Below are 22721 nucleotides of genomic sequence, written 5' to 3' on the forward strand. Positions count from 1 at the left end.
ATGTATTTATGTGAACAATCATGGCGCTGGTACGGACCGAATGATCCGGTCACCCTTGCTGATATCCGTCAGGCAGGAGCAACGGGTATTGTAACCGCTTTACACCATATCCCGAATGGTGAAGTCTGGACAACGGATGAAATCATAAAACGTAAAAAGGAGGTCGAAGCCGCCGGTATGCGCTGGGCAGCCGTAGAAAGTGTGCCGGTACACGAACACATCAAAACACAGACCGGTGATTTTCAGAAATATATCGACAACTACAAAGAGAGTCTTCGCAACCTGGGTCAATGTGGGATCGATGTGGTCACCTATAACTTTATGCCCGTATTAGACTGGACACGGACAGACCTGGCTTATGAGATGCCGGATGGATCCAAAGCGCTTCGTTTTGAACGCGCTGCTTTTATCGCCTTTGATCTGTTTCTGTTGAAACGTCCGGGAGCGGAACAGTCATACACTGCAGAAGAGCGGGAGAAAGCACGTATTCGTTTTAATCAGATGACCGAAACAGACAAACAAACCCTCATCCGGAATATGATCGCAGGTCTTCCCGGTTCTGAAGAGAGTTTTACTGTGGAGCAATTCCAGGAGGCATTGGATCGCTATAAAGGTATCGATGCGGAAAAATTACGTATGCATCTGATCTATTTCCTGCGTGAGATAACACCGGTTGCCGATGAAGCCGGCGTAAAGCTGGTTATCCATCCCGATGATCCACCCTATCCGATTCTCGGTTTGCCGCGTATTCTGAGTACGGAAGATGATTTCCGCAAACTTGTCGAAGCGGTGCCGAATAAGAGCAACGGATTATGTCTCTGTACCGGTTCATACGGAGTACGTGCGGATAATGATCTCGCTGGTATGATCACCCGTTGGGGAGACCGGATCCACTTTGTCCACTTCCGGAGTACACAGAGCGATGCGGAAGGTAATTTCTATGAAGCTAATCACCTCGAAGGGGATGTGGATATGTATGGAGTCATGAAAGCATTATTTGAGGTAGAGCAAAAATATGGGCGTAGTATCGTGATGCGTCCCGACCATGGGCATCAGATGATCGATGACTTACACAAAAAAACCAATCCGGGTTATTCCTGTATCGGCCGACTTCGTGGCTTAGCCGAATTGAGGGGATTGGAAATGGGAATTGCCAAATCCATGAAATAAAAACTATCTTTGTATCATAAGCGTGAATAACTGAATTGGCATGAACCTGCGTTCGGAAAATGTGACCCGTTATATAATGCCCTTACGGGAAGGAGGGTCGTTGCCGGCTTTGGCCGAGGCAGACGATAGCTTTAAATATGTCCTTAAATTCAGAGGAGCCGGACATGGCACCAAAGCCTTGATTGCCGAACTGATCGGAGGAGAGATTGCGCGTACACTCGGATTGCGTGTGCCGGAAATTGTTTTTCTGAACCTCGACGAGGCGTTCGGTCGTACACAGGCGGATGAAGAGATTCAGGATTTATTAAAAGGTAGCCGGGGACTGAATATGGGATTGCATTTTCTGTCCGGAGCATTGGGTTTTGATCCGGTGATTCATACGGTAGATCCTTTACTGGCTTCTCAGATTGTCTGGCTGGATGCCTACCTGACCAATATCGACCGGACTGTTCGCAATACCAATATGCTGATCTGGCATAAAGAACTTTGGCTGATCGACCATGGTTCTTCGTTTTATTTCCATTATACCTGGAACAATTGGGAAAAACATGCCTTGAGTCCTTTTACGCAAATCAAAGATCATGTGCTTTTAAAATGGGCTGAACAGATCACAGCGGCAGATCAACAATTCGTTGCACTCTTAACCGATGAGAAATTGCATGAGATTGTCTCACTGATTCCAGAAGATTGGCTGGAAGGAGACGGGTGGGAAACATCTGCTCAGCAAGCCAGGGAGGTTTACTATCAATTCCTGGTTCGGCGACGTAATCATTCCGAACAATTTGTAAATGAGATAGAAAATGTCCGGAAAATTACTCTATGAATATGCGGTAATTCGACTGCTTCCCCGGGTTGAGCGTGAAGAATTTATCAATGTCGGAGTCATCCTTTTTTCCAGGGAGGCCAGATTCATTAAAACACTTTATACCATTGATGAGGAGAAACTTCGTCTATTCACTTCCGAACTGGAAATCGATTCTCTGAGAGATAGTCTGCATGTTTTTGATAAGATCTGCTCCGGAGAAGCAGAAGGTGGCTCTATCGCTTCAATGCCTATCCAGGAACGTTTCAGATGGCTGACAGCCATTCGAAGTACCTCCTTGCAAACCTCCCGCCCACAAATGGGCTTTTCCGATGATCCCGATAAAACATTAGAACGGCTGTTCAACGAATTTGTGTTATAAAAACGCACTGTAAAAGTGTTAATTTTAGTAGTTTTTATACCAAATGTATATCCTTTTACTTTGCCTAACAATTTTTATACCACCTTCCCTGTTTGCTTAACATATATTACACGAAAGTACATTGACAAACAGCTTTTGAGGTTGTATATTTGTACTGTGGTTTTTTCATAATAGTATTAGATTTAAGGTTAACAAAGTTTGATTAGGGGATGTCGTGATGACATCCTTTAATTTTTTAGAGTTGATTTTTCTACTGAACGAATTTGAACAAAACAGGAGCCTCCCCAAATACTCGTTTTCAGAGCGATGTTTCTAATTGTGTTACACGAGTTTAAAAAGACGTTTTTTGCCTATTAATGTTCGCTCGCGTTAAATATTTATGTATGTTTGCACTCGTTTTCGAAAATAATTACGTTAAAAATATGCAGAAAAACCTGGTAATAGTGGAGTCCCCGGCAAAGGCCAAAACCATTGAAAAGTTTCTTGGTAAGGACTTTAAGGTGATGTCAAGCTACGGACATATCCGAGATCTGAAAACAAAAGATTTCAGTATTGATATCGAGAACAATTATAAGCCGGTATATGAAATTCCGGCCGACAAAAAGAAAATTGTCTCTGAGTTGAAAGCCGAAGCCAAGAAATCTGAACAGGTATGGCTTGCTTCCGATGAGGACCGCGAAGGGGAGGCGATATCCTGGCATCTGTATGAGGCATTAAACCTAAAACCGGAAAATACCAAACGAATTGTATTTCACGAAATTACAAAGAATGCGATTCTGCATGCGATTGAAACACCCAGAGCTATTGATATAAACCTGGTGAATGCGCAACAAGCGCGTCGGGTACTCGATCGAATTGTAGGTTTTGAACTATCTCCTATTTTATGGCGGAAGGTAAAACCGGCGTTGTCTGCCGGCCGGGTGCAGTCGGTTGCTGTGCGATTGATCGTTGAACGGGAACGGGAGATTCAGGGTTTTGTCTCTGAAGCTTCTTTTAGAGTGATTGCAACGTTTATTCTTCCTGATGGAACGACTTTGCTGAAGGCTGAGTTGAACCGTCGATTGAAAAATGAAGAGGAGGTAAAAATCTTTTTGGAATCGTGCAAAGAGGCCTCATTTACTATTGATGATATTTCTAAAAAACCGGGACGTAAAACACCTGCTCCGCCATTTACGACTTCTACTTTGCAACAGGAGGCTGCCCGTAAGTTAGGTTTTTCGGTGTCGCAAACGATGGTTGTTGCTCAACGTCTGTACGAATCGGGGTTGATCACTTATATGCGTACCGACTCTGTCCACTTAAGTGATTTGGCATTGGGAACATCCAAGGAGGCTATTGTGCAGAATTACGGGGATAAGTATTATAAATTCCGACAATATCACACGAAAAGCAAAGGAGCGCAAGAGGCGCACGAAGCGATTCGTCCGACTTATATCAGTAATGCGGAGATCGAAGGGAGTGCTCAGGAAAAGCGTCTTTACGACTTGATTTATAAACGTACTATTGCCAGCCAGATGGCTGATGCCGAACTGGAACGGACGACTATTTCAATCAGTATCAGTTCTCTAAAGGAGACTTTTGTCGCAACGGGTGAAGTGATTACTTTTGACGGTTTCTTGAAAGTGTATCACGAAAGTATGGATGATGAACATGAGAAAGAGCAGGATAACGGACTGTTACCTCCTGTTCAGCTGAATGAAAAACTGGAGATGAAAGACATTGTCGGAACCGAACGTTTTACACAACGTCCTTACAGATATACAGAGGCAAGCCTCGTTCGGCGATTGGAAGAGTTAGGGATTGGACGTCCTTCGACTTATGCTCCGACGATTCAGACCATTCAGAACCGTGAATATGTCATAAAAGGCGACAAAGAGGGAACAGAACGTCAATATACGATTGTTACTCTTCGGAAGAATAAAATTACTTCTGAAGAGAAGAAAGAGGTTGTAGGTGCTGATCGGAATAAACTAATGCCTACCGATATTGGCATTGTTGTGAATGATTTTTTGATGGAGTATTTTCCGGATGTATTGAACTATAATTTTACGGCCAGTGTCGAAAAAGAGTTTGACGCTGTGGCAGATGGTGAGATGATTTGGACTGATGCTATCGATAAATTTTATAAAATATTTCATCCGATAGTCGAATCGACATCAGCGATACGAACCGAGCATAAGGTGGGCGAACGTGAATTGGGGCTCGATCCGAAAAGCGGCAAACCTGTTTTTGTCAAGATCGGACGATATGGACCGGTTGTGCAGTTAGGACAAGCTAATCCCGAGGATAAAGAGGCGCCTAAACCGCAATTTGCGTCATTACTGAAAGGACAGTCTATCGAGACGATTACACTGGAGGAGGCGTTAAAACTGTTTGATCTGCCTCGAACGGTTGGTGATTTTGAAGGAAAGACAGTCGTTGCGGCAATCGGTCGTTTTGGACCGTTTATCAGACATGATGGAAAGTTCATCTCAATACCGAAGCAACTAAATCCGCTGAGTATCACCTTGGAAGAATCGATAGAACTGATTAAAGAGAAACGGGTTAAAGATGAACAACGTTTCCTGAAGAAGTTCGACGAAGAGCCTGAAATGGAAATACTGAATGGCCGTTATGGTCCTTATATCGCTTATAAAGGGGCGAATTATAAAATTCCCAAGTCGGTCAAAGAACCGCAGAATCTTACATTGGAAGAGGTACGGAAGATAATTGCCGATGCTGCTGAAAATCCGGCTCCCAAGAAGAGAGCATCACGTAAGAAATAATCGTTTGTGATAAAAATATAGAAGAGAAGACATGAGGTTTCCCGACTTCGTGTCTTCTTTTTTTTGAGGTTATCAGACCATTGTGTATACTACCAGTATAAAAAGAGTCCTGCAATCCCTGCCAGGAAGATCATTAAAATGGGATGCACCTTAAATTTCCAAGTAAGCACAAAAGCAAATCCAAAGATCAGGAGACTTTTGTAATCAATAAAGTTTTCACTGTTCATTAAAAGCAAAGCTGCTGCACCAATTAATCCGACTGTCGCCGGACGCAATCCCATGAAGGCGGCTTCGACATATCTGTTTTGCTTAAACCGGCTATACGAAGCTGAGATGATCAATACCAATATGAAAGAGGGGAGACAAACGGCAAATGTGGCTAAAACCGATCCTGAGATAGCAATCAACGAAGAGTACCCCGCATTATGAACAGCCGTATAACCGATATAGGTTGCACTATTGATTCCAATAGGACCGGGAGTCATTTGCGAAATTGCAACAATATCTGTAAATTCTTGTAAGGTAATCCAACCATACCTTTCCACCACTTCCGCCTGGATCAATGAAAGCATGGCATACCCTCCTCCAAAACCAAAGAGACCGATTTTTATATAGACCCAGAATAGTTGTAAAAAGATCATCTCACTTCTTCTTTATATATAAACCATATACGATTCCTCCTATAGCAGCAGCCAGGATAAAATAGATCGGAGAAACTCCTCCTTGCCAGATCAGTAATGCACCAGCTATCGGTATAATAGCTGTTTTCCAAGACAGTTTAATCGATCTTGCTGCAGAGATACAGGGCACAACGATCAATGCGACTACAGCAGGTCGTAAACCTTTAAAAACCTTTTCTACCCAGATGTTATCCTGAAATTGTGTAAAGAAAAGAGCAATGGCCAGAATGATCAAAAATGACGGTAAAATCGTACCTAATGCACAGACAAGGCTTCCTCTTACCTTTTTTAAGCGGTATCCCAGAAAGATTGCAATATTGACGGCAAAGATCCCCGGAAGTGATTGAGTGATGGCAAAGAGATCGATAAAATCTTCTTTTGTAATCCATCCCCGATTGATCACTTCACGTTCAATTAATGGCAACATGGCATAGCCTCCGCCAATAGTAAAAGCTCCGATTTTTGTAAAAGTGATAAAAAGCGTCCAGTACATATCCGGTTATTTCATTCCCAGTTCCTTCGTATAACTTTCCTGGTTTTTGATGATGCGCAGTGCCTCTTTAAAACTGTCATTATCTTCATTCATGATCTGGAAATATTCGCTCATTTCGTACATGTCACGCGCGATTAATGCTTTAACCTGTAAAGTAATCAATTGCTTCGAACGGTTATACTGCTCCTCGTTGTATTCGATTTTATCTTCGGTGGCCATATGAATCAATTCCTGCATTGTTGCTTCCGGAACGTTGAAATGTTCTTTATACTGAACGAATTTAGGATACTTTTTCATCATCTCGCTCCGGTTGGCATCCAGATAGTTCATCGCAATCCGGTTCACCAATCCGGTTGCAACCAAACGACGATGATAATCAGTATAACGGGTCGTATCTACAGGAATAAATATATCAGGCATGATTCCTCCGCCACCATATACTACACGTTTGGATACTAAAGTGTTATATGTCATTGAATCCGGGAAATGAATACTGTCGGCACTCATCAATTCTCCCCGGTTGTAACGGTCGATTAAATCGTGTTGATATTCATCAATATTCCCGTTTTCGTAAGGTTTTTGAATCGAACGTCCGGTGGGTGTATAATAGCGTGACACAGTCAGACGGATCATCGAGCCATCCGGTAGCGGAATAGGTTTCTGAACCAATCCTTTTCCAAAGGTGCGACGTCCCAGAATAACTCCTCTGTCCCAGTCTTGAATAGCCCCCGCTACAATTTCACTGGCTGAAGCAGATCCTTCGTCGACCAAAACCACTAAATTCCCTGTCTCAAAATCCCCTTTGTTGGTTGAAGAGGCTTCTTCCCGAGGTTGTTTACTGCCTTCCGTGTAAACGATCAGTTTTCCTTTTGATAAAAATTCGTCTGCAAGTTCAATGGCTGCATTCAAAAATCCTCCTCCGTTGCCCTGTAAGTCGAGGATCAGATTCTTCATTCCTTGTTTTTTCAATTTAGCCAAAGCATCCTGAAACTCCTGAACAGTAGAGGCTGCAAAGCGGTTCAGTTTGATATATCCGGTTTGTTTATCGGCCATATAGGACGCGTCAAGGCTGTAAACAGGTATTTTGCCACGAGTAATCTTAAACTCGATTAATTCGGGGTTTTTATTACGCATAACCTTTACGCTGACGGTAGTCCCTTTAGGGCCACGAAGCCGTTTCATGATATCTGTATTTCTCATACTCACACCGGCAATAAGGGTATCATTGACCTGAACGATACGATCGCCAGCGATTAATCCGACTTTTTCAGAGGGTCCACCGGGAATAACCTGTATCACATATAAGGTGTCGGTCAGCATATTGAACTGTATGCCTATGCCGTCGAAATTCCCCTGCAGAGGTTCGGTCATCTCCTTTGTCTCTTCCGGATCCAGGTAGTTTGAGTGGGGGTCCAGTTTTTCCAGCATACCGATAATCCCGTCTTCGACTAATTTGGTATCATCTACAGCGTCGACATATAGATTGCTTATGGCATATAAAGCCAACTGTAATTTACGTGCATTCTGATCTGCTCGCTGGGCGGTAGCCGAGGCTATTGTGATTGCTGTCAGTAATAGCGATAAAAAGACATTTTTCATTCGATGATCTCCAAATTGATTAATATAATTTTGTCTCTTTCGGGACAAAAAGGGAAATATCTTTCCCATATTGTAAAAGTTCGCGCACGATGCTTGAACTGATATGTGTATGTTCCGGTTCTGTAAAAAGGATAAACGTTTCGATTCCCGATAACTTCCGGTTCACATCCGCAATGCTCTTCTCATATTCAAAGTCATTGACAGTACGGATTCCTCTCAGAATAAATCCGGCACCTATCTCCTGGGCGAAATCAACCGTAAGCGAATCGTAGGCCATAACCTTAACCCTGTCGTGATTCATATACAGGTTTTGTATCGCTTCGATACGTTGCTCTAAGGGGAAATAGGTCTTTTTTTTGTCGTTTATACCTATCGATATAACGATTTCATCGACCAGATCAAGTCCCCGATTCACGAGCGACTGATGTCCTATGGTGAAGGGATCAAATGTGCCGGGAAACAGAGCGATTCGTTTCATGCGATATCTTCTTCCACAACAAGATTGTCAATAATAAACACCTGTCTTTCCATGGTATTTTTCCCCATATAGAACTCAAGCAAGTCTTTGACCAGGTCTTCCTTTTTCATTGTGACCTGATCCAAGCGCATGTTTTCGTTAATAAAGTTTTTGAACTCATCCGGAGAGATCTCTCCCAATCCTTTAAATCGGGTAATTTCAGGGTTTTTCCCCGCAGCTTCCATGGCTGCCAGTCGCTCCTCTTCCGTATAGCAATACCAGGTTTTTTGTTTATTCCGTACACGGAATAAAGGGGTTTGCAGGATATAGACATGCCCTCGTTTGATCAGGTCGGGGAAAAACTGCAGAAAGAAGGTGATCATCAACAATCGGATGTGCATACCATCGACATCGGCATCAGTAGCGATGATCACTTTATTATAACGTAATCCGTCCAGACCATCCTCAATATTCAAGGCAGCCTGTAACAGATTGAATTCTTCGTTCTCATAAACGATTTTTTTCGTCAGCCCGTAAGTGTTCAGCGGTTTACCACGTAAGCTGAATACCGCCTGCAAGTTCGGATCACGACTTTTAGTGATAGATCCACTGGCTGAATCACCCTCTGTGATAAAGATACAACTCTCTTCTTGTTTATCTCCCTTTGTGTCTGTGAGATGAATGCGGCAATCCCGTAATTTACGATTATGAAGATTCGCCTTTTTGGCACGTTCGCGTGCTAATTTGGTAACTCCTGCAATCGCTTTACGTTCTTTTTCCGATTCAAGGATTTTTTTCAGGAGCGCATCGGAGATATCCGGATTCTTATGTAAGAAATTATCTAACTCCTTTTTGATGAAATCACCGATAAATTTAGCAACAGTTGGTCCGTTCGGACCCATATCTTTCGAACCTAACTTAGTCTTGGTCTGACTTTCGAAAACCGGTTCTTCTACTTTAATACTGATTGCAGCAACGATACCGGCACGTATATCCGAATATTCGAAATTCTTTGTGTAATATTCCTTTATCACTCTTCCGATCGCTTCTTTAAACGCAGAAAGGTGTGTGCCTCCCTGTGTGGTATGTTGGCCGTTGACAAAAGAGTAATACTCCTCACCATACTGATTACTATGTGTGAGCACCACTTCAATATCTTCTCCCGTCAGATGAATGATCGGATAAAGCGGTTCGGTGGTCATATTTTCGTTCAACAGATCGACCAATCCGTTTTTGGAATAGAATTTCTTTCCGTTATAGATAATGGTCAGTCCGGAATTCAGGAACACATAATTTTTCAACAGATTTTCAATGAATTCTTCTTTATAAACATACTCTTTGAAAATCTCTTTGTCCGGAATAAAATAGATCGATGTCCCGTTTGCTTCAGAAGTCGGTTGAATATCCATTTCTTCTGTGATATAGGCCCGGCTGAATTGGGCTTTCTTATATTCTCCTTCACGGAAACTACTGATCTCAAAAAAACTACTCAATGCATTGACTGCTTTGATACCGACACCATTCAATCCTACCGACTTTTTAAAGGCTTTACTGTCGTATTTGGCTCCGGTATTCATTTTACTGGAGACGTCTACCACTTTTCCCAAAGGGATACCACGGCCATAGTCGCGCACCATGACGGTGCCTTCTTCTACGGTGACTTCGATAGTTCGGCCATACCCCATCATATATTCATCGATAGAGTTGTCCAGTACCTCTTTCAGCAATACATAAATCCCATCGTCTGCATATGTTCCATCACCTAGTTTTCCGATATACATGCCCGGACGACGGCGGATATGCTCCATCCAGTCCAACGTTTTGATATCATCATCGTTGTATGCAGTCTGTTCTTGTAAAGTTGAATTCAGTTCGTTCATATATTCTTTTGAAAAAGGATAATCAAAGGTAGAAAAACACCCGGATTAATCCTGGTTTTATATTGTTTACTTGTTTGTGTTTTTTTATATCCCAAACCTATGTGGATTCGGTGCGATCAAATATTTAATAAATGCTCTTCTTGTCTTATGATGCTCCCGCTTGAAATAGTCCCATTGAGCCTGTACAGCACTGTTCACTTCCGATTCCGGGTTGCTCTCGGCGTATATAGTACCTACGCTTTGGTAAACCGGGATCAGGTCATTAAATAACAATGCATTCACCCCTTTATTTTGGTACTCCGGCAATACCCCTGTCAGGTAAAGATCGACTACCTCCGGATTTGCTCTGAGGGCTGTCAGTAGATGGAACCAGCCAAAAGGTAACATTTTACCTTTCGCCTTTTGTAAGGCTCTGGATAAGCTGGGCAACGATATCCCAAAACCGACCACCGCATCATCTGCCTCGCGAACAATCAGGGTCACCAGGTCAAAACGCAACATCGGAATATACATTTTGATATAATAATCGATCTGTTTCTGAGTCAACGGAGCAAAACCATAAAGAGGGACATAAGCCGCATTCAACGTCTCAAAGACCCGTTGTGCATATGGCATAATCTCTTTCGCATTTTTGAACTTCATAATTTTCAGTCCGTATTTCTTTTTCACGATTTCACCGATCCGTTGATGTTTTTCCGGAATCTCATTGGGGATATAGATCTTGAATTCATGCCAGTCATGGTTTTTCGTATATCCCATGCGTGTCATATGTGTCGGATAATACGGATAGTTATAGATCGTTGCCATCGTTCCCAACTGATCGAATCCTTCAACCAGCATCCCTTCATGATCCATATCGGTAAAACCCATGGGGCCATGCAAAGCAATCATGCCTTTCTCTTTGGCCCATTTCTCAACGGCATCAAACAGGGCATCCACCACTTCGGCATCGTCAATAAAGTCGACAAAACCGAAGCGCGCATAATCCTGATTCCAGACCTCATTGCTTTTATGGTTGATAATCCCGGCTATACGTCCGACTATTTTACCTGCTTTATAAGCCAGAAAATAAGCAGCATCACACATCTCAAAAGCAGGATTCTTCGTTTTGTCCAGTGTCACCATCTCTTCACTGATCAAACCGGGAATATGGTAGGGATTGTCTTTATATAACCGTATATTGAACTTAACGAACTCTTTAAGTTCCTTCTTCCCCGTAACTTCTTTTACCGTAACACTCATCAACTATTTATTTTAAAACCAATCGACAAATTTAATAATTAATTTGTTACAAGGAGGCTTGTTTAAGCGGTTGTTTGTTTTTTCCTGAATTAGGGTCTACTTTGGTCTATCAAACAGTGAACAGATCATCTATTTCAAATTCTGTGGATTTTTTCGGTAACTCCAAATTCGAGATATAACAACGTAATTGTCTGTTATAAAATAAATTAGTTTAAACAGTCCTCTTTTTATTACAAGCGAACGAAATGGATATTTATATTTTTTCTTATCCAAAAAAGCTTCTTGTTGTCCTATCTCCGGCCAGTCTGCCAGTCGATCCGCTTCATCTAAAATGGAGTTGTGTATTTGGGTTGCTATGGTGAGATTTTTTAAAGAATAGAAATCAAAGATTTCTTCTAAATCCTTTCTGGCAGACGTAGACCATACGACAAGTCTCATGAAGTTTTCCTTTTAATCTGGTCGTGCGAAAGTGTTCCTGTTTCATATTCCTGCATTGCTGCTTCGCAAGCTTGTAAAACTTCGTCTTCTGTATAATCGCAGGGATATTTGTTAACAGCCAGTTTATCGTACAAATCGGCCAGCTTAGTGATTAATTCTTCATTGTCAGAGTTTAATATACGTTTGGCTAATTCCGCTTTTTTAGCTTGTAATTCTAATGTAGTCATACGGCATTAAGTTTTTATCAAAGATAGTGAATATTCACCTATTTACAAACAGTTGGAAAAGATTAAAAACCCAATTATTACAATGTAACCCCCGATTTAAAAATCGCAATCTCTTTGCATCCTGTTTTTTCGTGTTTAAGGAGGGTGCCGTTGCATATTTGAAGGATGAAATCGATAAAATCGTGAATCAACTCATCTCTGTTTGTGCCTTCTAATAAGGCTCCTGCATTGAAGTCGATCCAGTTCGTTTTATAGTTGAATAAGTGCGAATTCGTCGATACTTTCAGGGTAGGGACAAAAGAGCCGAAAGGAGTTCCACGTCCGGTAGTAAACAGAATCAGCTGACAGCCTGAGATCGCCAAAGCCGAGGAGGCGACCAGATCGTTTCCGGGGGCATTCAACAGGTTGAGGCCGTTCCGAGTGATGGGTTGTCCGTACTCAAGGACATCAACCACCTTTGATGTTCCGCCTTTCTGAGTGCATCCCAATGATTTCTCTTCCAGTGTCGTAATCCCTCCTGTTTTATTTCCCGGTGAAGGATTCTCATAAATAGGTTGGTTGTATTGACGGAAATAGTTTTTAAACCCATTGATTAATTGAACGATCTTTTCAAAAACAACCTGATCGGCCGCACGATCCATCAAAATGGTCTCAGCGCCAAACATTTCGGGCACTTCAGTCAATACCGTATTTCCTCCCGCTGCAATCAGCCAGTCGGAGAACCACCCCACAAGCGGATTGGCTGTAATTCCGGAGAAACCATCGCTTCCACCGCATTTTAATCCGACTTTCAGTTTAGAGAGGGGTAATGGTTGACGTTTGTCCTGTTTCATCTTTTCCGCCAACTCCTTCATGAGTATAACACCTGTCTCTATCTCGTCCTCCACATCCTGAGCCGTTAAGAAACGAACCCGGTCGGAATCCCATTCACCCAATATCTTTTTAAAATCACTCAACTGGTTGTTTTCGCAACCCAATGCCAAGACAAGCACCCCGCCACAATTCGGATGTTTGACTAACCCGGCCAGCGCCTTTTGCGTGTTGATATGGTCGTCACCCAGTTGCGAGCAACCATAATTATGGGTGAAAGCGCGGATATCGTCGATATGAGCACTGTCTACTTCGTTTTTAACCCGGTCGACAATGGCTTGTATCTGTCCGTTGACACACCCTACTGTCGGGACGATCCAAAGTTCGTTTCGAATACCCATTTCACCGTTGTAACGGAGATATCCATTCACCGTATATTCTCCTTTCGCAATGGGAGGCAAGCTATCAACCGGATGATAAAAATAGTCGATATCATCGCAAAGATTCGTTTTTAGGTTGTGTGTATGGAGATGTTCTCCTGCGGAAATAGCTGTTATAGCCTGACCGATAGGATAGCCGTATTTAATCACATTCGCTCCTTGTGGAATCGCATATAAAGCCAATTTATGCCCGGCCGGAATCGGATCCAGAAGCGTGATCGCTCGATTGTCAACAGAGAGGAGATCTCCTTTCTGCAAGTCGCAAACGGCAACAGCTACATTGTCTATCGGATGAATTTGAATAAACTTACTCATAACAGGGATCGATTAAAGGAGTACTTCTTTTAATGCATTTTCCATACCTAAGGTTAATATCTGTTCAATCGTATCACTTACATCTTCGATAAAATCGGGTATTTGTGTGATGTTTTCTCTCCAGATATCCTTGTTGGTGACAATACCGGTTACCCAGGCGCGGAGATTATTTCGTTGAAATGTCTGACGAATAAACGTAATATGTTCCGCGACATCATTCGGAACAAAGTCTATCGCCTTGGAATGTCCTGCATAGAGCACCAACAGCGCCGCAAAAGCAAATCGATTAAATCGTGCTTTTTGATTGCATTTGGCATTGTCCCATATCGTCGGATAATTCCGGGTTTCCCATTTAGCCAAGGCATTCAGGGAGATATCTTTTAAGTAATGGTGTAGGAAAGGATTGTAGAAACGTTCGAGAATTTCGGCAGCAAACTGGCGAAGTTCTTCCTGATCGCCAGCAATAACAGGCAGTACTTCCGTTTCAACCATGCGGGTGATAAAGGCTTCAACTTCCGGAATACCGAAAGCTTCTTTTACCGTCTGGCAACCCAGCTGGAGGGCGATAGGAACCATCGCCGTATGTGATCCGTTGAGTATCCGTACTTTCCGGGCACGAAAATCCCTTATGTCATCCATAAACAACACATTTAAACCGGCTTTGTCTAACGGGAACCGTTCCCGGATGACCGGATCTCCCCCGATAGCCCATACATGGAAATATTCGCCTTTAACGAGCAAATGATCATCAAAACCTAACTCTTTTTTGATTTCATCGCTGTTTTCTTTGGGAAATCCGGAGACAATCCGGTCGACCAGCGTATCGTAAAAATGACAACTGCGTTCAATCCATGTGATAAAACCCTGCTCCAGTCTGTTCTGCTGGGCATGTCTCAGAACATACGCACGAAGAACAGAACCGTTATCTTCGATTAATTCGCAGCAAATGATCAACAACCCTTTATCCGGAGCGCCTTTGTATTTCTGATAACGTTTATAGAGTAAAGCCGTCATTTTTGCGGGGAAAGAGTCGGGGGGCGATGCCGTCAGGTCATCTCCTTCCACATAACGTATACCGGCCTCCGTGGTATTCGAGATAATCATCTCCAGTTCTTCCTGCAGAAACAGTCGTTCATATGCGTCGTATTGGGTATAGGGGTTCAACAACGCATTTATACATTCAACCCGTGTGATCTCTTTCACCGGTTGTTTGTTTTTAATTCCTTCAAGATAGACATGATAAAGATGATCCTGATTTTGGAAAACAGAGGCGATCTCTTCTCCTCCTCTGATCGGTTGGACAACGGCGACGCCGTGATTCAGAATCCCCGATTTATTCGCTTTTTCTATCATCCAGTCGACAAATGCTCGTAGGAAATTCCCTTCTCCGAACTGGAGGATTTTTACCGGACGAAGGGTTCTTTGTGTGGTTGTGTTGTTCAATGGTTTCATCATGTGCAAATATATCAAATAAAAAAGCGAAAAACCTCCTTTTCTGATCTTGTCGCATGAAAGGAATGCAAAAAATCCCTATCTATTTTATCCAGTCGACAAACGTTTGTCCGTAGTTCACATAAAGAACGACCCATAAGAGGTAACGGGCTGCGCAACCGATTAATAACAGGGCTATTGTGGTTTTGGGTTTGACTTTATAAAATCCAAGTCCGATCAGACCGGCAATGCCGACCACCGGGATCCAGGTAAAGAGAGCAATCCATACCCCATATTTGTCGATCATCTTTTTTTGTTCCTGTAGTTTTTCGCGTTTGACATTAAACCATTTTTCGAGCCACTCCCATTTGCCCAACCATCCGAGAGCATAGGTGGTCATCAGGCCGAACCAATTACCCGCAGAGGCAATCAACAGACAGAGCCAGGGATTACTGCCCAACGCCAGGATACTGATCAGAATCACATCCGAACTTAACGGAAGGATTGTCCCGGCCAGATACGTGCCGATAAGCAATCCCCAATACCCCAAGTTGATCAACCAGTCCATCTCATCTGTTTAAAATCGAATGCGAAGATAGTTTTTCTGTAACGATCCGCCAACAAAGAAAAATGAATTCGATGATATCATGGTTTTTTGTTGAACCGAGATTCGTTTGACAATTGTCGAACGATCATTACACATTTGTCGAATGATCATTCTATAATTATCAAACGATCGTTCGACAATCGTCAAACGAAATGTTGTTTATGGTGTTCGGAGAAAATATACAGAAGAAAAAGGAGATATATTACTGATCGTTCTTAATCTAACGTGAGTTCGATATAAGTTTCAAATTGAAGAAAATGTGAAGATAGTGAAGGCGAACGCCACAGGCGTTAAATGTGCATAACCCCGGGTAAAGAGGAGCGTAGTGGATCGACCCGGGGGGGCGGTGAATAGATACTACTCTCCAATCAACGCCGATAGGTGTTGAACCGCAGATGATTGAACACCTTCGGCGTTCGTTTGTTACACTCATTATATACCCCGGGTCGATCCGCTACGCTCCTCTTTACCCGGGGTTATTCACATTAAATCCCTGCGGGATTTGGTTTTCGGAAAATCTTCAAACATTACACAATCTGAAGATAAATCTTTATATCGAACTCACGTTAATCTATTTTTCGCTATCTCATTCAGAAAAAACAGATATTTGGTGAGCCGATTTGTTCTCTCAAAGTCTTGTTAAAGAATATATCTTATTCATTGGGGGAAATGGGAAATATGACTTAACTTTATTGCATGTAAAATGTTATTCTCTTTTTTAATTTAAAAATCAAACAACATGAGGCATCTACTTCGTCTATTTTGTGTATACATACTCATTGGTTCAATAGGTGTAGCTTGTGATGGCAATAACGAACCGGAGCAGGAAATAATAGTAGAAGAAGAACCGAAGCAAGAGCCGGAAAAAGGAGTAGATGTTCCATTTGCGGAGTACGCTTTGGAAGGGACTTCCTGTCAATGGGTGAATTTGGACTTTAAAGTTCTTACCTGTGGTCTATACGATCTCCTTGTTATCAACAGCGACGAAGTATTAGAAACATATATTGAAGGCACAGATTATCCCGCAATTGATTTTTCGAAACAGACATTACTGTTGGCTTATGGAGTCCAGTGCTATCAGGATCTTTTGGATAGTGTGAATTTACAACAGTTTTCGGAACAAAATTATCTCATGGCCGTTAATATGCGACCGTGTATAGCGGCAGCATTTTTCAGAGTGGGAAGTGGCAATTGTAATCGATAAATTAGGTGCGGAGTGCAAGGTTGAATTGAACATAACAAATAAATAAGATTATGAGAATGACAAAAGTATTCACATTTTTACTTTTTCTACTTATGATAACCCATGTGGCTTGTGATGGCAATAACGAGTCAGGGCAGGAAATAAAAAAGGAAGAAGAACAGGAACAAGAGCAAGAACCGGAAAAAGAACCGGAAAAAGGAGTAGATGTATCATTTGCAGAATACACTTTGGAAGGGACTTCTTGTCAATGGGTGAATTTGGACTTTGATGATCCTTGCCCCCAATACAATCTCCTTATGATCAACAGCAGCGAAGTATTAGAAGAGTATATTGAAGGCACAGATTATCCCGCAATTGATTTTTCGAAACAGACATTGCTGTTGGCTTATGGAATTGAGTGCTATAACTATTATCAGGACAGTGTGAGTTTACAACAGCTTTCGGAGCAAAATTATCTTATGACCGTTAATCTGCGACCGAGTATAGCGGTAGCATTTTCAGAGTGGGAAGTGGCAATTGTAATCGATAAATTAGGTGCGGAGTGCAAGGTTGAATTGGACATAACAAATAAATAAGATTATGAGAATGACAAAAGTATTCACATTTTTACTTTTTCTATTTATGATAACCCATGTGGCTTGTGATGGCAATAACGATTCAGGGCAGGAAATAAAAAAGGAAGAAGAACAGGAACAAGAGCATGAACCGGAAAAAGAACCGGAAAAAGGAGTAGATGTTCCATTTGCAGAGTACTCTTTGGAAGGGACTTCTTGTCAATGGGTGAATCTGGATTTTCAATACGATTTCCTTGTGATCAACAGCGACGAAGTATTAGAAACATATATTGAAGGCACAGATTATCCCGCGATTGATTTCTCGAAACAGACATTGCTACTGGCTTATGGTTTTGAGGGCAGTGGGAGCTACCTGGACAGTGTGAGTTTACAGCAGGTTTCGGAGCAAAATTATCTTATGACTGTTAATCTTCAAATGACTATAGCATCGGTATTTACAGAGTGGGAAGTGGCAATTGTAATCGATAAATTAGATGTGGAGAGCAAGGTTGAACTGAATATAACACGAAAATAAGATTATGAGAATGACAAAAGTATTCACATTTTTACTTTTTCTACTTATGATAACCCATGTGGCTTGTGATGGGAGCAATGATTCAGGGCAGGAAATAAAAAAGGAAGAAGAACAGGAACAAGAGCAAGAACTGGAAAAAGGAGTAGATATTCCATTTGCGGAGTACTCTTTGGAAGGGACTTCCTGTCAATGGGTGAATCTGGGTTTTGATGAGTGTGACCAAAATAATATCCTCGTGATTAGCAGCGACGAAGTATTAGAAACATATATTGAAGGCACAGATTATCCCACAATTGATTTCTCGAAACAGACATTGCTACTGGCTTATGGACTTGAGTGCTATCGGAATACTCCGGATAGTGTGAGTTTACAACAGGTTTCGGAGGATAATTATCTTATGACTGTTAATCTACGGCCAAGGATGACGGCGGCAGATTTAGAGTGGGAAGTGGCAATTGTAATCGATAAATTAGGTGCGGAGTGCAAGGTTGAATTGAACATAACAAATAAATAAGATTATGAGAATGACAAAAGTATTCACATTTTTACTTTTTCTACTTATGATAACCCATGTGGCTTGTGATGGGAGCAACGATTCAGGGCAGGAAATAAAAAAGGAAGAAGAGCAGGAACAAGAAAAAGAACCGGAAAAAGGAGTAGATGTATCATTTGCAGAATACGCTTTGGAAGAGACTTCCTGTCAATGGGTGAATCTGCACTCCAAAGATGATCCCTGCGGCCATTACAACCTCCTTGTGATCGACTGCAACGAAGTATTAGAAGATTATATTGAAGGCACAGATTATCCCGCAATTGATTTTTCGAAACAAACATTGCTGTTGGCTTATGGAATTGAGTGCAGTGGGAGCTATCTGGATAGTGTGAGTTTACAACAGCTTTCGGAGCAAAATTATGTAATGACCGTTCATCTGCGAATGACTATAGCAGCGGAAATTTCAGAATGGGAAGCTGCAATCGTGGTCGATAAATTAGATGTGGAGAGCAAGGTTGAATTGAACATAACAAATAAATAAGATTATGAGAATGACAAAAGTATTCACGTTTTTACTTTTTCTGCTTATGATAACCCATGTAGCTTGTGATGGCAATAACGAGTCAGGGCAGGAAATAAAAAAGGAAGAAGAACAGGAACAAGAGCAAGAACCGGAAAAAGAACCGGAAAAAGGAGTAGATGTATCATTTGCAGAATACACTTTGGAAGGGACTTCTTGTCAATGGGTGAATCTGCACTCCGAAGATGATCCCGGCGGCCATTACAACCTCCTTGTGATCAACAGCGACGAAGAATTGCAGAAATATATCATCGGTACGGATTATCCTCCCGTTGACTTCTCCAAGCACACATTGCTGTTGGCAAGTAGCAGGACAAACTATGGCATTGCAGAAATTGTCAATAGCTTGCAAGAACTTTCAGTAAGCAAATATAAATGGGCTATTGAAATAAACTTGAGTGACGCAACTATGATCGAAAATTGGGTGAGAGCCATTCTTGTCGATAAACTAAGCAAGGAAAGTGAAGTACAACTATATATAAACACAATTAGAAACTGACAGTCATGAAAACAATCATATCGGATATACATTTAATACAAATAAAACGAATGGGCCTTGGAATAATCAGGTAGGTTATGGTCTGCTCAATGCTTATGCTGCTGTTACATCCGCCAAATCAACACTTTCTTCTTCCGGTAATGTCTCTATAGGTGGACAAACTATTTACAACTTATAACTTATTTAAAGATAAGCTATATTTCTTGGACACCTTCTTCTGGTATCTGTCAGACTCGAAGAATGAGAAAGGAACTATATACCCCATGAAAGCTATAAAAACATTTTGATACCATCGATCCTCTCTTAACTATCGACAAAACCTCCAAAACAATCGACGAATCAGAATTCTCTATTTGATCGACCATCTTTTCAACTTCGTCTATTTCTTTCTTCCTTATATAGATATTGTTTGTCTTGACTTTGAGTTCCGGATAGTTTTGCATCCATAAATCGAAGTAAAACAAAACATGATGAAACAGTACACAGGAATACTACTATTCTTATTGCTTTTTTCCTTAGGAGTAAAGGCTCAGGAGAAACCGGCGACATGGACGTTGTATGATTGCCTTGAATATGCGTTGGAAAATAATATTCAGGTGAAAAAAAGTAAGGTGAATCTTCTTTCAGGAAAAGAGGATACGGAACAGGCGAAAGCCCAGATGTTCCCTTCTCTCTCTGGTTCTATCACACAGGGATATGTCAATTATCCTTCCAGTGATGCCATGGATAATCATAGTTACAGTGGGAATTACAGTGTGAATGCGAACTGGACACTTATTGACGGTGGGCGCAGATCGAATACGATCAAGCAGCAGAAGATCCAGAACGAAGTGGATGCGTTGAACATCGAACAGAGCGAAAATGATATCCGGATATCATTGGTACAGACCTATATGCAGGTGATGTATAGTATGGAAGCTGTTCGGATCAGTGAAAACACGGTGGAAGTATCCAAAGCCCAGCGTGATCGTGCCGAAGAGTTGTTTAAGGCCGGTTCCATCTCCCGGGTCGATCTGGCTCAGATGGAGAGCCAGTATAGTACCGACAAGTACCAACTGGTGACGGCACAGACCAATCTGGAGAACTATAAATTGCAGCTGAAGCAGTTGCTCGAACTGGATATTATGGAAGAGATGATTCTGGTCATGCCGGAGTTGACAACGGATGATATCATGAGTCCGCTTCCGGATAAAGCAGTTATTTATGCCACTTCGCTTGGTGTTATGCCGGAGGTTAAGAGCAGTTCGTTGAATATTGATAAATCCGACCTGGCAATACGGAAAGCCAAAGCGGGTTATTATCCAACGTTGTCGATGAATGCGGGCATTGGAACCGGTCATCTTTCAGGTACCAACTATTCGTTCGGCAGTCAGATATGGAATCGATTCAATGAAAGTGTAGGTCTGACCGTCAGTATTCCGATCTACAGTAACCGTGATAATAAGACGGCTGTCAATAAGGCCAAATTGGCGTATACCAATAGCCAGCTTGATCTGTTGAATACCGAAAAAAGTCTGTTACGAACGGTGGAAGGGTATTATTTGGATGCCACTTCAGCCCAGAATAAATATGTTTCCGCCAATGAACGATTAAAATATATTGAAGAGAGTTTCCAGCTGACAGAAGAACAATTCTTCCTGGGGATGAAGAATACGCTTGAGATGTTGACAGAGAAGAATAATTTGCTCAATGCACAGCAGGAACTCCTTCAATCGAAATATATGGCAGTTATGAGTATTCAGTTATTGAATATTTATCAGAATAAACCCATTAGTGTGAGTTATTTTTAGGTATTAGTTTTTCTATTGGTTTTATACCGGGTAAGGGGGTGTTGTGTCCCCTCCGGTTAAAACCTTCATTCAACAAACAACAAAAAAAATCAATCATATGAAAAAGAAAAAACTTATTATCAGTGGAATTATAGTCGTGGTCTTGTTGGCCATAAGTGTTCCGTTCTTGACAGGAAATTCAGCGGCTAAATCGATGAAATTGGATCTCGGACAAGCCTCGCGCAGTACAATAGCCAATTCGGTGACAGCTACAGGGACAGTTGAACCGGTGGTCAAAGTAGAGGTTGGTACACAGGTGTCGGGAATTATCGACCGGATTTATGTGGATTACAACAGTGTGGTTACAAAGGGCCAATTAATTGCTGAAATGGATAAAATCAACCTGCAGGCGGAGTTGGTCTCCAAAGAGGCTGAACTGGCCAGCAGTAAGACCGAATATGAATATCAGGAGAAAAATTACGCACGTAGTAAAGCGTTGTATGAAAAACAGTTGATTAGTGACACGGAGTATGAAACAGCAACATATAACTACGAGAAAGCAAAGAGTAGTTACGACCGGTTGCGTTCGGACATGGTTCGCGTGCGTCGTAACCTGGAATATGCTACGATTACCAGTCCGATTGACGGGGTCGTGATCAACCGTGCAGTGGAAGAGGGACAAACTGTGGCAGCTGGTTTCAGTACACCTACACTGTTTACAATTGCCAACGACCTGACTCAGATGCGGGTAATCGCTGATGTGGATGAGGCGGATATAGGTCAGGTGGCAGATGGGCAACGGGTTACGTTCTCTGTTGATGCTTATCCCGACGATGTGTTTGAAGGAAATGTGACACAGATTCGCCTGGAAGCGACGGTTACCTCAAATGTGGTCACTTACGAAGTGGTGATCAGTGCCTATAACCCGGAATTGAAACTGAAACCGGGATTGACAGCCAATGTGGTTATTTATACTGATGAACGTCCGAATGTACTGACGATACCCAGTAAGGCATTGCGTTTCATTCCGGATGAAAAAGCGCTTGAATCACTGAATCTGACGGTTGAAAATGTAGGCAAAGAGGCTCCTGTGGGAAAGAAAATCGTATGGCAGCGCGTCGGACAGACTGTTCAGCCCAAGGTGATCACAACCGGTACGTCTACATTAAACATGGTTGAAGTATTAGACGGCTTGAAGGACGGCGAAGAGGTGATTGTTGACCTGGCTTCTGTCGGCCCGGTAGCAGGTCCTCCATCAGGCGGTTTATTCAGTCCAGGCCCTCCGGGAGGCAACAGAAATAACAATAGGGGCGGAGAAGAGTCTGCCAATTGAGAAAAAAGGGATAATA

Annotated in this window: 23 protein-coding genes; 12 read left to right on the plus strand and 11 right to left on the minus strand. The window is 42.1% G+C overall.

All coding sequences use genetic code 11. From position 1 onward, the window contains the following. The 4 genes from uxuA (at window position 1) to topA (ending at window position 5119) form a co-directional block, all read left to right on the plus strand. Window positions 1-1170 (plus strand): mannonate dehydratase, encoded by a 1170-nt coding sequence (gene uxuA, locus M2135_RS01095; RefSeq protein ID WP_280746714.1) that lies wholly within the window; start codon window positions 1-3, stop codon window positions 1168-1170. 40 nt (window positions 1171-1210) lie between these two features. Beyond that, window positions 1211-1993 carry a HipA family kinase gene (locus tag M2135_RS01100; protein ID WP_280746715.1) on the plus strand — a complete coding sequence of 261 codons (783 nt, stop codon included), beginning with the start codon at window positions 1211-1213 and terminating at the stop codon, window positions 1991-1993. Continuing rightward, on the plus strand, window positions 1971-2354 hold the full coding sequence (locus M2135_RS01105; protein ID WP_280746716.1) for a DUF3037 domain-containing protein: 384 nt from the start codon (window positions 1971-1973) through the stop codon (window positions 2352-2354). Before M2135_RS01100 ends, M2135_RS01105 begins: the two co-directional genes overlap by 23 nt. A gap of 422 nt (window positions 2355-2776) precedes the next feature. After that, entirely contained in the window at window positions 2777-5119 is a 2343-nt protein-coding gene (gene topA, locus M2135_RS01110; RefSeq protein ID WP_280746717.1) for a type I DNA topoisomerase, read from the plus strand. 89 nt (window positions 5120-5208) lie between these two features. Here topA and M2135_RS01115 read toward each other — a convergent pair whose 3' ends face one another. The 11 genes from M2135_RS01115 to M2135_RS01165 all read right to left on the minus strand — a co-directional run bounded on the left by M2135_RS01115 (window position 5209) and on the right by M2135_RS01165 (window position 15699). Continuing rightward, complete coding sequence (locus M2135_RS01115; RefSeq protein ID WP_280746718.1) at window positions 5209-5760, minus strand: chromate transporter; 552 nt, start codon at window positions 5758-5760, stop codon at window positions 5209-5211. A gap of 1 nt (window position 5761) precedes the next feature. Next, window positions 5762-6292: a chromate transporter gene (locus M2135_RS01120; protein ID WP_280746719.1), complete on the minus strand. Its 531-nt coding sequence runs from the start codon at window positions 6290-6292 to the stop codon at window positions 5762-5764. Between the two features lie 6 nt (window positions 6293-6298). Beyond that, a complete protein-coding gene (locus tag M2135_RS01125; RefSeq protein WP_280746720.1) occupies window positions 6299-7891 on the minus strand; it encodes a S41 family peptidase in 1593 nt (530 codons plus the stop codon). 19 nt (window positions 7892-7910) lie between these two features. Continuing rightward, on the minus strand, window positions 7911-8369 hold the full coding sequence (gene coaD / locus M2135_RS01130) for a pantetheine-phosphate adenylyltransferase (protein WP_280746721.1): 459 nt from the start codon (window positions 8367-8369) through the stop codon (window positions 7911-7913). Further along, window positions 8366-10228 carry a DNA topoisomerase IV subunit B gene (locus M2135_RS01135; RefSeq protein WP_280746722.1) on the minus strand — a complete coding sequence of 621 codons (1863 nt, stop codon included), beginning with the start codon at window positions 10226-10228 and terminating at the stop codon, window positions 8366-8368. Before M2135_RS01135 ends, coaD begins: the two co-directional genes overlap by 4 nt. An 84-nt stretch (window positions 10229-10312) precedes the next feature. Beyond that, window positions 10313-11470 (minus strand): hypothetical protein, encoded by a 1158-nt coding sequence (locus M2135_RS01140; RefSeq protein ID WP_280746723.1) that lies wholly within the window; start codon window positions 11468-11470, stop codon window positions 10313-10315. 129 nt (window positions 11471-11599) lie between these two features. Then, the gene (locus tag M2135_RS01145; protein ID WP_280746724.1) at window positions 11600-11908 is read right to left on the minus strand and encodes a type II toxin-antitoxin system RelE/ParE family toxin; all 309 of its coding nucleotides are present in this window, start codon (window positions 11906-11908) and stop codon (window positions 11600-11602) included. Then, complete coding sequence (locus M2135_RS01150; RefSeq protein ID WP_280746725.1) at window positions 11905-12135, minus strand: hypothetical protein; 231 nt, start codon at window positions 12133-12135, stop codon at window positions 11905-11907. Before M2135_RS01150 ends, M2135_RS01145 begins: the two co-directional genes overlap by 4 nt. A 77-nt stretch (window positions 12136-12212) precedes the next feature. Then, on the minus strand, window positions 12213-13700 hold the full coding sequence (locus tag M2135_RS01155; protein ID WP_280746726.1) for an altronate dehydratase family protein: 1488 nt from the start codon (window positions 13698-13700) through the stop codon (window positions 12213-12215). 12 nt (window positions 13701-13712) lie between these two features. After that, window positions 13713-15155 (minus strand): tagaturonate reductase, encoded by a 1443-nt coding sequence (locus M2135_RS01160; RefSeq protein WP_280746727.1) that lies wholly within the window; start codon window positions 15153-15155, stop codon window positions 13713-13715. 79 nt (window positions 15156-15234) lie between these two features. Continuing rightward, on the minus strand, window positions 15235-15699 hold the full coding sequence (locus M2135_RS01165; RefSeq protein ID WP_280746728.1) for a VTT domain-containing protein: 465 nt from the start codon (window positions 15697-15699) through the stop codon (window positions 15235-15237). Between the two features lie 778 nt (window positions 15700-16477). On the opposite strand from M2135_RS01165, the gene M2135_RS01170 reads away from it, so the two are divergent. The 8 genes from M2135_RS01170 (at window position 16478) to M2135_RS01205 (ending at window position 22705) form a co-directional block, all read left to right on the plus strand. Continuing rightward, complete coding sequence (locus tag M2135_RS01170) at window positions 16478-16942, plus strand: hypothetical protein (protein WP_280746729.1); 465 nt, start codon at window positions 16478-16480, stop codon at window positions 16940-16942. Window positions 16943-16992: 50 nt separating this feature from the next. Further along, complete coding sequence (locus tag M2135_RS01175; RefSeq protein WP_280746730.1) at window positions 16993-17517, plus strand: hypothetical protein; 525 nt, start codon at window positions 16993-16995, stop codon at window positions 17515-17517. A 4-nt stretch (window positions 17518-17521) separates the two neighbouring features. Beyond that, on the plus strand, window positions 17522-18031 hold the full coding sequence (locus M2135_RS01180) for a hypothetical protein (RefSeq protein WP_280746731.1): 510 nt from the start codon (window positions 17522-17524) through the stop codon (window positions 18029-18031). Between the two features lie 10 nt (window positions 18032-18041). Then, window positions 18042-18545, plus strand: coding sequence for a hypothetical protein (locus tag M2135_RS01185; RefSeq protein ID WP_280746732.1), 504 nt, complete (start codon window positions 18042-18044; stop codon window positions 18543-18545). A gap of 4 nt (window positions 18546-18549) precedes the next feature. Beyond that, window positions 18550-19065, plus strand: a complete 516-nt coding sequence (locus M2135_RS01190) for a hypothetical protein (RefSeq protein WP_280746733.1) — start codon at window positions 18550-18552, stop codon at window positions 19063-19065. A 4-nt stretch (window positions 19066-19069) separates the two neighbouring features. After that, on the plus strand, window positions 19070-19603 hold the full coding sequence (locus M2135_RS01195; RefSeq protein ID WP_280746734.1) for a hypothetical protein: 534 nt from the start codon (window positions 19070-19072) through the stop codon (window positions 19601-19603). A 470-nt stretch (window positions 19604-20073) separates the two neighbouring features. Further along, on the plus strand, window positions 20074-21393 hold the full coding sequence (locus M2135_RS01200; protein ID WP_280746735.1) for a TolC family protein: 1320 nt from the start codon (window positions 20074-20076) through the stop codon (window positions 21391-21393). Between the two features lie 97 nt (window positions 21394-21490). Continuing rightward, on the plus strand, window positions 21491-22705 hold the full coding sequence (locus M2135_RS01205) for an efflux RND transporter periplasmic adaptor subunit (RefSeq protein ID WP_280746736.1): 1215 nt from the start codon (window positions 21491-21493) through the stop codon (window positions 22703-22705). The last annotated feature ends 16 nt before the right edge of the window (window positions 22706-22721 follow it).

Source organism: Parabacteroides sp. PF5-9 (genome assembly GCF_029893105.1).
Taxonomy (GTDB): Bacteria; Bacteroidota; Bacteroidia; order Bacteroidales; family Tannerellaceae; genus JARXWG01.